14 protein-coding genes are annotated in these 13809 nt (G+C 51.6%); 7 read left to right on the top strand and 7 right to left on the bottom strand.

Annotated elements, in window-relative coordinates:
• Positions 1-24: 24 nt before the first annotated feature.
• Together ACYVI1_RS16065 and ACYVI1_RS16060 are read right to left on the bottom strand one after the other, a co-directional pair.
• Entirely contained in the window at positions 25-948 is a 924-nt protein-coding gene (locus tag ACYVI1_RS16065; protein ID WP_460911643.1) for an alpha/beta hydrolase, read from the bottom strand.
• 67 nt (positions 949-1015) lie between these two features.
• Positions 1016-1810: an alpha/beta fold hydrolase gene (locus ACYVI1_RS16060; RefSeq protein WP_460911642.1), complete on the bottom strand. Its 795-nt coding sequence runs from the start codon at positions 1808-1810 to the stop codon at positions 1016-1018.
• Between the two features lie 115 nt (positions 1811-1925).
• On the opposite strand from ACYVI1_RS16060, the gene ACYVI1_RS16055 reads away from it, so the two are divergent.
• On the top strand, positions 1926-2195 hold the full coding sequence (locus ACYVI1_RS16055) for a hypothetical protein (protein WP_460911641.1): 270 nt from the start codon (positions 1926-1928) through the stop codon (positions 2193-2195).
• Positions 2196-2267: 72 nt separating this feature from the next.
• Positions 2268-2537 carry a hypothetical protein gene (locus ACYVI1_RS16050; RefSeq protein WP_460911640.1) on the top strand — a complete coding sequence of 90 codons (270 nt, stop codon included), beginning with the start codon at positions 2268-2270 and terminating at the stop codon, positions 2535-2537.
• 14 nt (positions 2538-2551) lie between these two features.
• Here the strand turns inward: ACYVI1_RS16050 and ACYVI1_RS16045 are convergent, their stop codons facing one another.
• From ACYVI1_RS16045 to ACYVI1_RS16025, 5 genes are all read right to left on the bottom strand, one after another.
• Positions 2552-3940, bottom strand: a complete 1389-nt coding sequence (locus ACYVI1_RS16045) for a choice-of-anchor Q domain-containing protein (protein WP_460911639.1) — start codon at positions 3938-3940, stop codon at positions 2552-2554.
• A gap of 72 nt (positions 3941-4012) precedes the next feature.
• Complete coding sequence (locus ACYVI1_RS16040) at positions 4013-5050, bottom strand: phosphotriesterase family protein (protein ID WP_460911638.1); 1038 nt, start codon at positions 5048-5050, stop codon at positions 4013-4015.
• 6 nt (positions 5051-5056) lie between these two features.
• A complete protein-coding gene (locus ACYVI1_RS16035) occupies positions 5057-6529 on the bottom strand; it encodes a glycoside hydrolase family protein (RefSeq protein WP_460911637.1) in 1473 nt (490 codons plus the stop codon).
• Between the two features lie 103 nt (positions 6530-6632).
• On the bottom strand, positions 6633-8117 hold the full coding sequence (locus ACYVI1_RS16030) for an endo-1,4-beta-xylanase (protein ID WP_460911636.1): 1485 nt from the start codon (positions 8115-8117) through the stop codon (positions 6633-6635).
• Between the two features lie 124 nt (positions 8118-8241).
• Positions 8242-8772, bottom strand: coding sequence for a hypothetical protein (locus tag ACYVI1_RS16025; protein WP_460911635.1), 531 nt, complete (start codon positions 8770-8772; stop codon positions 8242-8244).
• 135 nt (positions 8773-8907) lie between these two features.
• Between ACYVI1_RS16025 and sufB the strand changes: the two genes are divergently transcribed.
• The 5 genes from sufB to uvrB all read left to right on the top strand — a co-directional run bounded on the left by sufB (position 8908) and on the right by uvrB (position 13717).
• Complete coding sequence (gene sufB, locus ACYVI1_RS16020; protein ID WP_460911634.1) at positions 8908-10395, top strand: Fe-S cluster assembly protein SufB; 1488 nt, start codon at positions 8908-8910, stop codon at positions 10393-10395.
• A 283-nt stretch (positions 10396-10678) separates the two neighbouring features.
• Positions 10679-10942 carry a hypothetical protein gene (locus tag ACYVI1_RS16015; protein ID WP_460911633.1) on the top strand — a complete coding sequence of 88 codons (264 nt, stop codon included), beginning with the start codon at positions 10679-10681 and terminating at the stop codon, positions 10940-10942.
• A gap of 28 nt (positions 10943-10970) precedes the next feature.
• Positions 10971-11411: a DUF29 family protein gene (locus tag ACYVI1_RS16010; RefSeq protein ID WP_460911632.1), complete on the top strand. Its 441-nt coding sequence runs from the start codon at positions 10971-10973 to the stop codon at positions 11409-11411.
• A 10-nt stretch (positions 11412-11421) separates the two neighbouring features.
• Positions 11422-11619, top strand: a complete 198-nt coding sequence (locus ACYVI1_RS16005) for a DUF4177 domain-containing protein (RefSeq protein ID WP_460911631.1) — start codon at positions 11422-11424, stop codon at positions 11617-11619.
• A 76-nt stretch (positions 11620-11695) separates the two neighbouring features.
• Entirely contained in the window at positions 11696-13717 is a 2022-nt protein-coding gene (uvrB, locus tag ACYVI1_RS16000) for an excinuclease ABC subunit UvrB (RefSeq protein ID WP_460911630.1), read from the top strand.
• The last annotated feature ends 92 nt before the right edge of the window (positions 13718-13809 follow it).

The following is a 13809-nucleotide window of genomic DNA, read 5'->3' as shown; positions in this document are numbered from 1 at the left end:
GCTACTCACAGCTTCGGCTATAGGCTAAAACCTTAATAACCAATCGATTGTCGCTTTCGGATCAGCGATTGACCAGGAATGCGGGTTGCGCGTTTTCGGTTGCTTCCGGTAGCCTTTTCCGGTTGTTTGAAAAAACACCGCTTTTTTGTTTCCGGCAAGGCGCAGGTAGTTGATTAACCCAACGCAGTCCAGCGTGTTGAGGTCATGCAGATCGCGGTTGCGCTCATCCATTTGCCAGGAAATATCTGGCTCACAGATTAGGCAAACGGGTGTTTTTAGAAGCAGCTTCGCGTTCTGATTGGTCGTGTCTGAGTAGCAATACGGCGATTGCAATGCGTACTCCATCCGGTGCGTCGCCGGTTCTCCGCCAAACTCCTGCCGCATTCGCTCGGTAAAAAATGTGGCTTCATTAACAGCCACCCCGGCTTTACTTTGCCGCTTCACCCGCATCATGCTTTCATACAACCGTTCAAAATCAAGCGGTGGGTCAATCGCAAAAACGGCGCGCGGTTTGGGTAGCGTTGTTGAGGCAGCGGCTCGTTCCGCATAGCGAACGGCTCCGCTGCCACCCAGCGAAAAGCCACCGATGTAGAGCGGTTTATCCGCGACTTTGTACCGGCTTTGCACTTCCTGAATCACTGCATCAAGTGTCTGTTGTGAGGCATCATCCACGTAGAACGATTGGAAACCCTGTTGAAGCGTGGCTATAATGGTGATCAATCCTCGCCGGGCGGCTTCGTTCGGTATGTCAGTTTCCATATACTCTCCCTCGGGCAATCCGCCAAAGCCAGGCAACACTACCAGCAAGCCTTTGGGTATGCCCACCGGTCTGACAGTCAGGTAATAATTGGTACTACTATCGGTTGGGTTGCGAAAGGTCAGTACAGGCTTTTGCGCCCAGCCAGCAACGGACACCAAAAAGAGAAGACAGAGCAGACAGGTTTTCATGCCGAAACGGTTTACGAACAAAACTAATCGTTCGTAAACTGCCCTGCTCGTTAAATGATGTTAATGACTACTGTTTCAAAAAAGATACGACAGCCGTTGCAAATTCCGGCGTTCGCATGGCACTGCCATGATTGCCCGGAACAACTACTAAACGGGAACCGGGTACCGCATCGACCAGCGTTTGGGGGTCGCCGTTGTCTTTATCCTGATCGCCGTTAACGACCAGCAAAGGCACCCTGATGTTGCCCAGTTCAGCACGGGTCGTAACGGGCTGAAACTCCTGCAACCGGGCCAGCACCACCGTATCGGCACCTGATTTTTTGGCGTTATCGACGGCTGGCTGCAATTCGGGATGGCTGCCGGGTTTGGTCAGGGCTTCGTAAAAATTCCGGCGTCGATACCAGTTGGGATCGGAGAAATCGACGCTTATGCCGCCCATCACAGCCCGGCGTACCTGCTTGTCTAAGGTCAGTAGTTTGGCCGTCAGAATGGCCCCGCGCGAGTAGCCAACCACGTCATAATTGGTCAGGCCGAGGTGTTTCATCAGGGCCATCACATCCGTCAGTTCAGCATTATTTTGATAAGCTTCGGCACTGTGGGGTCTGTCGGATTGGCCGTTGCCTCGCAAATCGAGCGTAATCACTTTAAATCCCGCATCGGCCAGTGCCTGCCGGACGGGTGCCCGCTTCCAGCTTTCGCCATTCGTGATAAACCCATGCAGCAGCACAACTGGTTTGCCTTCGCCCAGAACATCATAATGAATTTTTGTCCCATCGAATGAGGTAAACAGCGGCTCACGGCTCGATTGGGCGCAAACTGATAGGGAGAGGAGCAGGCTGGCAAGTATCAGAATTGGTTTCATGCGCTACGTGATGAGGTGGACTATACAACTGGGTACGCCGTTGCGGAGTTCGTAAATAAGCCTAACCTTTCGGCATTCTACCGGTTATCTACTCACAAACCAACACACAACGACAATGATAACGCCGGTTGACCATCAAATGCCTGCCGATGTCGAACTAATTGGGTCGCGCATCGGCCGAATCGACCCCGCCAACTTTAGTAACCCCAGCAGGGCCGCCCTTGACGATAAGGAGGACGATGTTGAGGAAGAGAACCCGGACCAAAGCGATGAACTGGATGACGAACCCGTTGATGAAGATGGCGATCCGACAGGCGAACATGACCATCACCAGGACGATAATTACGCATTAGGCGGTCACGTGACCCGATCCGGAGGTATATAAACTAAACCTAAAAGGTCTTTAAAAGATCGTTACGACGACCCGGCTTTTAGGTTTATTAAACGCAACAATCGCATGAACCCCAACGACAACAACGATTACAACCCCGCCGAAGACGACAACCAGGGCGTGGTGCAGCTCATGGCCCAGAGCGAAGAAGCCAATGCGGGCGTTGCACAGGCGCAGTATATGAACCCAGTGACAGCACCGGGGCCTGAAGCCGAGAAAGCCGAAGTCAGCGACCGTGCCGACCTGTTGCCATCCGACACCGATACGGAGTCCGATGGTATCAACGACGATCTATTGGCAGAAGAGGCAGTAGAAGCAGGCGAAACCGGCCAGTAGACGCATTCAGGTTCTTACTGTTCAAAAGCGCCCCGGTCGCGGCCTGCCTTTTTCGGGCGTGCCCTACCGATAATGTCGGTTGGCTGAGCCACGTCATTACTTCCGGAATTGTGGGCGCGGCTATCTTTTGCCAACCCGAAATTCCCTTTGGTTATGTCCGGCTGAACGTCGATAAACCGAGGGTCGGCAACAACATCATTTGCGCCGGGGAAGACATCCTGCGCCGAGGGGTACAGGTTGTAGTCCCAGCGAATATTGGTATTTCGGTTGTTAGAGGTCACTTTTCCACCCGGCCGGGGAACGATGATGTTATTCAGGATAACGACATCGTCGGAGCGATTGGGAAACAGTTCCTGATACCCAACAATGCCTCCATTGTGGTAGGTTGTATTGTTGATAATATCGACGTGGCTTGTGCGGAAGGTGTGAATACCAGACCCGCCATTGAACGCGCTGACGTTATTGGCAATCAGGGCACGGCCCTTCCAGTCGGGGCGTTTCGGCTTCTCGGCCGTTGGCGTGGTCGTTGTTGAAGCTGGGGCTGTAGTCTGATTTACAGCCGGTTTTACGACCGCATCGGCATTGGGGTTGGTAGCGCCCTGAACCTGGTTCTGGTCGGTAACGTCGAGCAGAATGCCGTTGCCATCACTTAATTTTCCGATTTTTTCCCAGGGAACCAGCGTTTTATTGTTCCAGACAAAATTGCGCTGAATGATGATGTGATACCCCGGTGCGTCATCGTGCGCCCAGTTATTGAGCGTTGTGATGCCCGACCCGCCGTAGCGCATAAACCAGGCATTTTCAAACACCTTACAATCTTCAACTGTGAGGTAATCCATTTCAATACCAACGATGCCGCCACCGGGACACTTGCCCACCACGCAGTTACGAAGGATAAGGTGGTGCGGTTTTTCGTCCGGCTTTTTGCCCCGTCCGTTGAAGAAAATCCCATTGGTGTTGTAATACGGGTCCGGAGTAGGTTTTTTGCCGTCTTCCTGCGCCCTCAGCAGCACGATAGAATCGTTGCTGCCAATAACGCTCAGGCCATCAATAACATGATAGGACCCCGAAACCTGAATGCCGCACCAGCCAACTGGGCGAACTTCGGGTTTATGCCCCGGACGCGCTTTCCAGGTAATCCAGGCATCGGCTTTGCCGGACCGGGTAATGTTCAGCACGGCGCTGCCGTTCGACTTGTCATCATTCGTATAGGTGCCATCTCCAACCAATATCACATCGCCGGGCTGCACCAAATCGGCGGCTTTTTGCAGAGAGCGGAAAGCCGTTTCCGGCGATTTACCATTGTTTGCATCGCTTCCTGTACCGGAAACGTGCCAAACCTGCGCTGAAACTAACTGGCTGGTGGCCACCAGCAGAAGACCAAGAAATAGTGTATGCTTCATACCAACCTAATGCTTTTTTTAACGGTTACAGATAGTCAATAACTATAGATGTAGACTTGAACAAACGGGCTTTCACGACCACGTAAATAGCCGCTGGGGATTATCGATCAGGAACTTGTCGATTGTTTGTTTGGGCAGCCCCTGCTCTTTCATCCAGGGGACAACTTTGCGAAGCGGGTAGGAGTAGGTACGGTCGTTACCCTCCCCGTTGGTGTCGCCCCAGAGAATTTTGATGTTTCCGTTCTCGAAGGTCCACGTCAGGTCGATGGTCGCCACCATCCGGTCGTCGTACCCCCATTTTGACAGTTCCTGGATGATGCGGGCCAAATCTCCCGGTTTTGTGTGGTTCCAGTTACCAAAGTTATTGAAACTGAGACTGCTTCCCTTCTTAACCACGCCCTCCAGATAATCGATTTCCTGTTCAACAGTCCGGCCACTCCAGCCAAATGTGGCTTCAACGTGCGAGAAGTAGCAGTGCCTGAGGTCGGCCCCGGCCTCTTCCAGTATTTGCTGCTGCTCGGCACATCCGCTTACAGCATGGGTGCAGATGGTTAAGTTGTATCGTTTCTGAATTTGGGCAGCGGCAATCAGCAAATTTTTCTCTGCCGGTGTGATGGGTAATCGTCTGGTTGCCACCTTAATCACTCCCGGCCGAATCTGCGTGCCCTGAAGCCCGTCCTCCACATCGCGTCTCATGCGGTTTTCAAAATCGGCCACCGTTAGTGACTGCTGATCTTCTTTGAGAATATACGAGCCGGTACAGCAAACGACATGCACGCCCGTAGCCAGCGAAACCTCCCGGATACCAGCCACATCGTCGGTCGGCCCCACATCGACAATGGTTTGGAGGCCGAGTGCTTTTGCTTTTTTCAACTCGCTGACCGCGAACGCCATGCTTTTCTCGCGTTGTACCGGGTCTTTGGGCAGCACGATATGCTCATGCACGCTGGTGATGCCCATCTGACCCGGAAGAATCTCGCCCGTGGCGGTAGGGATTTTAGCCGGTGCCTGACCAGCAATCGAAAATGATGGCAGTATGGCCACTATTGAGCCCGTTCCAGCAACTTTTAGAAAGCTTCGGCGCGTGAGGGATTCGGTTTCGCTTTTCATATCTTGTTATTTCGCTGGTAAATAGGTCGCTTTTCCCAGGTTCACACTCCCGGCCCGGAGCGGAATATCAGCCTCCGACGCGACCGGCTTTCCGTTCAGAATGACCTTGTCGAAGGTGACATCGCGGGTTGTGTTTTTGATAAGCGACGGAACCGGCTCACCCGTCATCGTAATGTCTTTTAACACTACATTCTCAAACTGCGATTCGGGGTTCTGCAAGCCAAACAGGGCTGCTGGTTCTTCAAACCGGATACCCTCAAACAAATACCTGCTGTGCCGGGCCTTGCCTTTGCTGTTTGGACTGACCATGCAGAACAGCGACCAGGGCGCATACCACTCGCTTTTGCTGATGTGAATGATATCCGTATTTTTCATGCTAATGTTGCTGGTTGTCAGGGCCTGCCCGTTGAAACCAATTCGGAACACATTCGCCAGGGTGGTCCACAACACGCAGTTTTCAATGGAAATGTCCTTCACCTCGCCCACCGAATTTTTGGTGGTTGCCCACATATCCTGGCTACTGCCTTCGGTAAAAAACGCGAAGCAATCGTCCATCGAGCGAATAAAACTGTTGACCACTTTGGTTCGTCCACCGCCGTACCAGTCGATGCCATCGCCGTTGATATTCTGCGGGTTAACGGCAATGATTTTGATATTGTCAAACACCGCGTCGAACGTCGTGTGCGTTTGCAGCGACCAGGTACGGCTGCGCCCAACGAACGTAATTCCCCGCATAGTCAGCCCCTGTACGTTATGCGTCGTGAGCGGATGCCAGTTTTTCTGGTGTTTCCAGCCGTCGTCGTGGGTTTCGGATTGAGGGCCGTAATACACCACCGTTCCGCGCCCCAGAATACTGACATTTTTAGCATCCCAGACGTTGATACTGCCAAATAAAACCGCACCCGCATCGAGGTAAAGCGTTTGCCCACTTTTGAGGTCGATGTGTCGCTGATGAATCCCGGCTTTCAGGTGAATGACGCCGGATGCGGTTAAATCAGGCTGTTTTGGATCGGGGCGGTTGGCAAACAGGAAAATTGCATCGTCTTTAAACCGGTCTGCCGGTGCGGTTACTGTTCCGGCGCGTTCCACCGAATATTGACCGGCTTCGGTTAATGTGAATGTGACGGTCTTGCCGGTTAATTGGGGTTTGATGTTTTTAACTAATGGGCGAATGCTTACCTCCCCCCGCCAATAACCTTTCTCATCAATTTTTACCGCTTCTTTATTGGACGTTTGCCCCGAATAGCTGTCCGTATCAGCCTTAGACGTGACCGATACGGTTGCATCGCCCGTGAAATCGAAACTGGCGAAATAGATGTTCAGCCCAGCGTGGAAAACCGGTACCGATTGGCCGTTGACGGTCACGGCATAATAATCTGCCGCAAACTCTTCGGGCACGGGATGGGGTATTACGGTTTGGCCATACCCGCTGGTTAGGGCGAAGAAAAGGGCGCAAACGATGGGAAGCCAGGGTTTCATAAATCTCATTTAGTTTTCCGGGTATATTGACCCCGGCCTATCAGGTTGGTTTGCACCGCATAAGCTGGCCTATGGTGTCAGAACTACCCGTTTTTGTAGCGTACTACAGCGCAAATGTCCATTGGTTAGCCTCTTTTTCGCGCAGGTGAAGGTCCAGCGTTTGCTGGCTCCCATCGGGTTTGGCCACGACCACCTGATATCGACCATAGAAACCCCTGAAGGCCACGTTTCCCTGCTTATTGGTCGTAAGGCTGACGTTTTTTGTCATCCAGTCCTCTTTGATCAGCTTCATCAGTGTGTTGTAAACCGGCTTGGGGTTATACTCCTCGTCCAGCATTCCCCCGCCTTTCAGCCAGATGTTTTTGTCGGATAAACCCCACCAGTTGATCGACGCAACGGCGGGATGTCCGTAGGCCAGCGTGTAAAACTGCCGGGCAAATTCGGCCTGTGCGGCTTCGGTCCATTTGCCGGTTCGCCAGCCGGTAATATCCTTGCCGGAAGACTGTGGAATCAATTCAGTAATATGAATTGGCAGGCCGAATTCCTGATAGAGGTCAAATGTTTTGTAGACCTCAATGGGCGAAAACCACATTTCACGGGGTTCGTGTCCCTGAATACCAATGCCACTGATGGGCGTGTTCCGGCTTTTCAGTTCCTTAATCAGGGTATAAAACCGTTCTCTGACTTTGGGGATGGCCAGGGTAAAATACTCGTTCAGAATATAATTCCCGTTTGGGTTGGCTTCGTGCGCCCACCTGAATGATTTCTCAACCCAGGGTACAATGTCGCTTACGGGTACATTTTTTACATTATATCGAAAGTCATTCGTATTGGCCGTGTCGCTCATGGCGGTTTCCCAGGGTACTGTGTTCACGGGTTCGTTCACCACGTCCCACATATCGATTTGCTCCCTGAAACCCGCCACGTTGTTGACAATTCGGGCTTTATAAACCTCCTCGGTGGCTTTTAGGGGCATCTGCAGGAGCCATTTTGGTGTGCCCGACGGGGAAGTCCAGCCCAGCGGATGTCCTTTTGTGGTTATGCCATTGGCCCGGCACCAGTCGATGGCTTCCTGGTTGCGTTTCCACTCAGGCATTCCCGGCTTTCGTTCGTAGTTTGCCCAGTAGAACGGCAGCACGGCAAAGTTGAATAAGGCCTTAAAGCGCTCCTTAAACAAGTCAACTTTATACGGCTCTTTGGGGGCGAATCCAGCAATGTCAAAGACAAGGTTGCCAAACAAAAAATCCTGAGAAACCTGATTGATCGTTACCAATACATTCCGCACGGGTTTTCCTGCCGCATCGACAACGTGAAGCTGGGCATCGCCTTTGCGGTATTTTTCAATGTTTTTGGTGGCACGGGCGAGGTATTCGATTTCAATTCGGCTTCGTTCTCTCCCCAGCGAATCAAGCCCGGCATTAACACCATCCGCAGCGGCCTGTTCGGCTATTCGCTTTCCGGTTGGCTGGGCATAGCAGACGGGGAAATTCAATAGTAAACACAAACCAATCGCCAGTCGGCCCAGGCGAAATAAATTGGTCAGCAAGGGTAAATAAGGGTTCGTCATTGCATTGCTACCAGCGTGCATAGGGCAGGGCCGTTGTGACGTGTCGTTCATCTGTCAAACAGACGACTTTCTAATTCTTCCTGCTTTTTGCCTGATTATTTTTCGGAGCGACTCCCCTATCCTCCTTTACAAAAGCGTTCGCTATTCAGTGGTTATTACAGTTGCCCAGGGGCGTTGTTTTATCCCGGTCGAGTTGCCAGCAGTTGCCGTACACGTCTGAATAAACGGCCCGGAAACGGAAAGTTGTATCATGGGTAAGCCCGTATAAGGCCCTGGCTGCAGCGTTATTGTTGCGAACCGATATCAAATCCAAGTTTTCACCCGATTTCAATACATCTCCACCCTCGATGGAGCTAAACCCTTTTCCCCCTTCAGTACCCCCAAAATTATCTAAATACAGGTCCTGAGCCGTTTTATAGGTCTTGCCTTTAAATCGCCATTCACTGTACTTAACAACAGCGGGGCCTACCCCTTTATTTTCGACACCGATATGGCACTCATCATCAAACTGGCTGACCAGTATCTGTAGGTAAGGCCACACCGACGCCTGCTGTTGCTCGCGGGCAATGCGGGTCTGAAAAATCGAGACAACTAAAGCCGCCAGGCTCAGGAAGGTAGCCGAAATACCGAGCAGTAGTTCGATATTAATACGTCGTTTGGGAGGAGTTCTGGCCATGAGGTTATCTAAGCGGAAGTGCCCGAAATAACGGAAAGTTTACGATATTTGTCCAGCCCACCCGGAACGTACCCACCCCTAAACTTGTTAAAAATAGAGCGCTGTGGCGTAATTACCACGTGACTAACCGAGACTATGAGCAAGGACGCTGACATTTTAGAAAGCATAACCAATGCCGAATATAAATACGGATTCGAGACACTTATTGAGGCCGATGAAGCCCCGGTAGGTCTTGATGAGAGTACCATTCGTTTTATTTCTGCTAAGAAAAACGAACCCGACTGGCTGCTCGAAAATCGGCTCAAAGCCTTTCGGATGTGGCAGGAAATGACCGAACCGAAATGGCCAAACGTTTTTTATCCAAAGATTGATTACCAGGCCATTAAGTATTATTCGGCCCCCAAACAGAAGAAAACCGTTAACTCGCTCGACGAAATTGACCCCGAACTGATTGATACCTTCAACCGGCTCGGTATTTCGCTGAACGAACAGAAGCGGCTAACGGGTGTGGTCGACGTGCTGGACCCGATTCCCGGCGAACGGCCCCGTGTGGCGGTCGATGCTGTTATGGATTCGGTTTCGGTGGCCACCACGTTTAAGAAAGACCTGGCCGAGCGCGGTATCATTTTCTGCTCCATTTCGGAAGCGGTTCATGAACACCCCGACTTAGTGAAGAAATACATGGGGTCGGTGGTGCCGGCAAAAGATAATTATTTTGCAGCCCTCAACGCGGCTGTCTTTACCGATGGGTCGTTCTGTTATATTCCAAAGGGCGTTCGTTGCCCCATGGAACTCTCGACCTATTTCCGCATCAATGCCGCCGGAACGGGTCAGTTCGAGCGGACGCTGATTATTGCCGACGAAGGCTCGTATGTGAGTTACCTCGAAGGCTGCACGGCCCCCATGCGCGATGAAAACCAACTCCACGCGGCTGTGGTCGAACTGATTGCGATGGGCAACGCCGAAATCAAGTATTCGACAGTGCAGAACTGGTATCCGGGCGATAAAGACGGTAAAGGCGGGATTTATAACTTCGTGACCAAACGCGGTATCTGCGACGGTCCGAATGCTAAAATCTCCTGGACGCAGGTCGAAACGGGATCGGCTATCACCTGGAAATACCCGTCAGTGATTCTGAAAGGCGACAACTCCACCGGTGAGTTCTACTCGGTGGCGGTCACCAACAACATGCAGCAGGCCGACACGGGTACCAAAATGATTCACATCGGCAAGAACACCAAAAGCCGGATTGTTTCGAAAGGTATTTCGGCAGGCAGGAGTCAGAATTCCTACCGGGGGCTGGTGCAGGTGATGAAACGCGCCGAAAACGCCCGCAACCACTCGCAGTGCGACTCGCTGCTGCTGGGCGATAAGTGCGGAGCGCATACATTTCCGTATTTAGAAGTGAACAATGCCTCAGCCACCGTTGAGCACGAAGCGACCACCTCGAAAATCGGTGAAGACCAGTTGTTTTACTGCAATCAGCGCGGCATCCCAACCGAGCAGGCCGTGGCCCTCATCATCAACGGTTACGCCAAAGAAGTGCTGAACCAACTGCCCATGGAGTTCGCCGTTGAAGCACAGAAACTACTGGCAATCAGCTTAGAGGGAAGCGTTGGGTAATGGACTGTCAAGATTCTGATTATATTGAGCCTCTGCGGAAACGTGGGGGCTTTTTTTGCTATATTTGACTACCCTGGCCGTATCTAATGACTGACGAAGAACGTAAAGACTTACTGGAATTAAAGGCATTTTTGAAAAAATCAATTCCGCACACTGAGCAACAACTAATTGATTAGCCGTCCGATGGCTCCAATGAGAATTACCTGTTCCTGGTCGGGAAAGCCATCATGTACCGCGAAACATGGAAACAAATCAACCAACAACTCGAAACAGACGAGAACTCATGAACGACCCCAAAGACGTAGTTGCATTCTACCTGCAACGCATTAAGAATGCCAGCCACCCCGTTGAAAAGCGCCTTATAAAAGGTGATTTATTTTTATATTATCACCGGTTGACGGATGCTGAATGTGAAGCCGTTCGACTACAAATGCAGCCTTTGCTGGACGAGAAGCGTATAGAAATGGAGGAAAAAGACCCGATGCTGAAACGGGCGGGCGAACTGCTCCGTCGGCTGGAAGCAAAGTCATCGGTGATATCTTTATAAGCAGGGAAAATTGAGAACCATAGAAACGATGAAACGAGACTGGGAAGAATTAACAGCCACATCGTATTACGAAACGCTGGAAGCTATTCGGGAAGCCGTTGACCAAAACGACCTGGCGAATGCCCGTGCGGGTATTCACACCCTATTAGATACCATGTCGCAGCAGCTCAGGAGTGCGTCGTTCAGTCAATTGGTTCGTCTAATGAAACACATAATAAAATGGCAACTCCAACCCGAACGGCGGTCGGTGAGTTGGGTAACGTCGATTGCCGACGCACGCGAAGAAATCGAAGCCATTCAGTCTACTAAACCAAGCTTAAATCGGAGTTATTTTGAGTCAATCTGGGACAAAGCTTTTGAAAAAGCCACCCGACAGGCTGAGAATGAAACTGGTATCTCTGCTACAATCGCTGCACTAAGTTGGGAAACCGTTTTTGACGATGAATACCGGGTTCCGGCGGTGGGGTAAGTTTATACTCATGAAACGTTTTGAATACCGAATTTTAGACGGCGCTGCCGGAGGTTTCTGGGGTGGCAAAATCGACGCGCAGGAATTAACTGACAAACTGAATGAACTTGGGCGCGAGGGCTGGGAAATTGCATCAACCGTTGACCTGAATCGCTACGAAGGCGGTACGAAAGGATTATTAGTTCTGATGAAGCGGGAGGTAGGTTAAGCCATCTGTAATTTCTAAACCGCCCTTGCAATCCAGCGCGAATCTTCGTAAATTAGCCAGATTCTAAACGGCGATAATGAACTTCAAATTAACCTCAGAATTTCAGCCCACCGGCGACCAGCCGAAGGCCATCGAGCAATTAGTTAAGGGCGTAAATGAAGGCGAACCGGCACAGGTATTGCTGGGCGTGACGGGCAGCGGCAAGACATTTACAGTAGCCAACCTCATTGCCCAAACCAACCGCCCAACGCTTGTGCTGAGCCACAACAAAACGCTGGCAGCCCAGCTATACGGCGAATTCAAGCAGTTTTTCCCCGAAAACGCGGTCGAATATTTCATTAGCTATTACGACTACTACCAGCCCGAAGCCTTCATCGCGACCACGAACACCTACATCGAAAAAGACCTCGCTATCAATGAGGAAATCGACAAACTACGGCTATCGGCAACGTCGGCCCTGATGAGCGGTCGGCGCGACGTGATTGTGGTGGCCTCAGTGTCGTGCATTTACGGCATGGGTAACCCCGAAGAGTTTAAACGGAATGTGGTCAGGATTGGGGTGGGCGAAAAAATGAGTCGAAACCAGTTTCTGCACCAGTTAGTCGGGATTCTGTATAGCCGGACAGAGGGCGAATTTCAACGGGGTAACTTCCGCGTCAAAGGCGATACGGTGGACCTCTACGTCGCCTACGCCGACTTTGCCTATCGGGTTATTTTCTTCGGCGACGAAATTGAAACCATTCGGCGCATCGACCCATCGACCGGCCGGAAAATGTCGGACGAGCAAATCGTGACTATCTTCCCGGCTAATCTGTTCGTGACGGGCCGCGACACGCTCAACAGTGCCATCTATCAAATTCAGGACGACATGGTGGCGCAGGTTCGCTATTTTGAGTCGGAACTTCGGGAGATTGAAGCGACCCGTATTCGCGAGCGAACCGAATTCGACCTCGAAATGATGCGCGAACTGGGCTACTGTTCGGGTATCGAGAACTATTCGCGCTATTTCGACAAGCGTCTGCCGGGTCAGCGGCCCTTCTGTCTGCTCGATTATTTCCCCGATGACTATTTGATGGTGATTGACGAAAGCCACGCCACCATTCCTCAAATTCGGGCGATGTGGGGCGGTGACCGCTCACGCAAAACCGCACTGGTAGACTATGGTTTCCGGCTACCGTCGGCCATGGACAATCGACCCCTCACGTTCCAGGAATTTGAAGATATGGCGAGTCAGACGATTTATGTATCGGCTACCCCATCGGACTACGAACTGCGTAAGAGCGAGGGTGTTGTGGTGGAACAACTGATCCGGCCAACGGGTTTGCTCGACCCCGAAATTGACGTTCGGCCAAGCCTGAACCAGATTGATGACCTGCTGGAGTCGATTGATAGCCGCATCAAAAACCACGAGCGGGTACTGGTAACGACCCTGACCAAACGCATGGCCGAAGAACTGACCAAATACCTCGACCGGGTAGGCATTAAAACCCGCTACATTCACTCCGAAGTAAAAACTCTCGATCGGGTTGAAATTCTGCGCGATTTACGGCTTGGCAACTTCGATGTGCTCGTGGGCGTCAACCTGTTGCGGGAAGGGCTTGACCTGCCCGAAGTGTCGCTGGTAGCGATTATGGATGCCGATAAAGAAGGATTCCTGCGGGACATTCGCTCGCTGATTCAGACCATTGGCCGGGCCGCCCGGAACGTGAACGGCAAGGTGATTATGTATGCCGATAGAATCACGGGGTCCATGCAGAAAGCCATCGACGAGACCAACCGTCGCCGGGCGGTTCAGTTGGAATACAACACCGATAACGGCATTACACCGACAACGGTATTGAAATCCCGCGAAGCCATCATGGGTCAAACCAAAGTTGCCGACTCGAAGGTGAAGCATTTTTATGTGGAGCCGGAAGAAATCCGCATTGCTGCCGACCCCGTGGTGCGCTACATGGGCAAAGGCGACCTGGAGAAAATGATCAACGAAACCCAATCGAAAATGGAACGCGCGGCCAAAGACCTCGACTTTCTGGAAGCGGCCCGCCTGCGCGATGAGTTGTTTCAACTGCGGGATAAGCTGAAGAAGGAAGCAGTGTAGGCGTTAAAGAAGCGAAACCGCATAAATATTTGTGTAGTTTTGCTTGTTTTTACTACAGAAATAGTATAAATTTGTAATGGTCAGGGAGAGAT

Source organism: Spirosoma areae (assembly GCF_054781775.1).
This window is presented reverse-complemented; position numbering and strand designations above follow the sequence as displayed.

Coding starts and splice junctions, on each gene's coding strand:
- ACYVI1_RS16065 (WP_460911643.1), bottom strand. CDS start 948: ATGAAAACCTGTCTGCTCTGTCTTCTCTTTTTGGTGTCCGTTGCTGGC.
- ACYVI1_RS16060 (WP_460911642.1), bottom strand. CDS start 1,810: ATGAAACCAATTCTGATACTTGCCAGCCTGCTCCTCTCCCTATCAGTT.
- ACYVI1_RS16055 (WP_460911641.1), top strand. CDS start 1,926: ATGATAACGCCGGTTGACCATCAAATGCCTGCCGATGTCGAACTAATT.
- ACYVI1_RS16050 (WP_460911640.1), top strand. CDS start 2,268: ATGAACCCCAACGACAACAACGATTACAACCCCGCCGAAGACGACAAC.
- ACYVI1_RS16045 (WP_460911639.1), bottom strand. CDS start 3,940: ATGAAGCATACACTATTTCTTGGTCTTCTGCTGGTGGCCACCAGCCAG.
- ACYVI1_RS16040 (WP_460911638.1), bottom strand. CDS start 5,050: ATGAAAAGCGAAACCGAATCCCTCACGCGCCGAAGCTTTCTAAAAGTT.
- ACYVI1_RS16035 (WP_460911637.1), bottom strand. CDS start 6,529: ATGAAACCCTGGCTTCCCATCGTTTGCGCCCTTTTCTTCGCCCTAACC.
- ACYVI1_RS16030 (WP_460911636.1), bottom strand. CDS start 8,117: ATGCACGCTGGTAGCAATGCAATGACGAACCCTTATTTACCCTTGCTG.
- ACYVI1_RS16025 (WP_460911635.1), bottom strand. CDS start 8,772: ATGGCCAGAACTCCTCCCAAACGACGTATTAATATCGAACTACTGCTC.
- sufB (WP_460911634.1), top strand. CDS start 8,908: ATGAGCAAGGACGCTGACATTTTAGAAAGCATAACCAATGCCGAATAT.
- ACYVI1_RS16015 (WP_460911633.1), top strand. CDS start 10,679: ATGAACGACCCCAAAGACGTAGTTGCATTCTACCTGCAACGCATTAAG.
- ACYVI1_RS16010 (WP_460911632.1), top strand. CDS start 10,971: ATGAAACGAGACTGGGAAGAATTAACAGCCACATCGTATTACGAAACG.
- ACYVI1_RS16005 (WP_460911631.1), top strand. CDS start 11,422: ATGAAACGTTTTGAATACCGAATTTTAGACGGCGCTGCCGGAGGTTTC.
- uvrB (WP_460911630.1), top strand. CDS start 11,696: ATGAACTTCAAATTAACCTCAGAATTTCAGCCCACCGGCGACCAGCCG.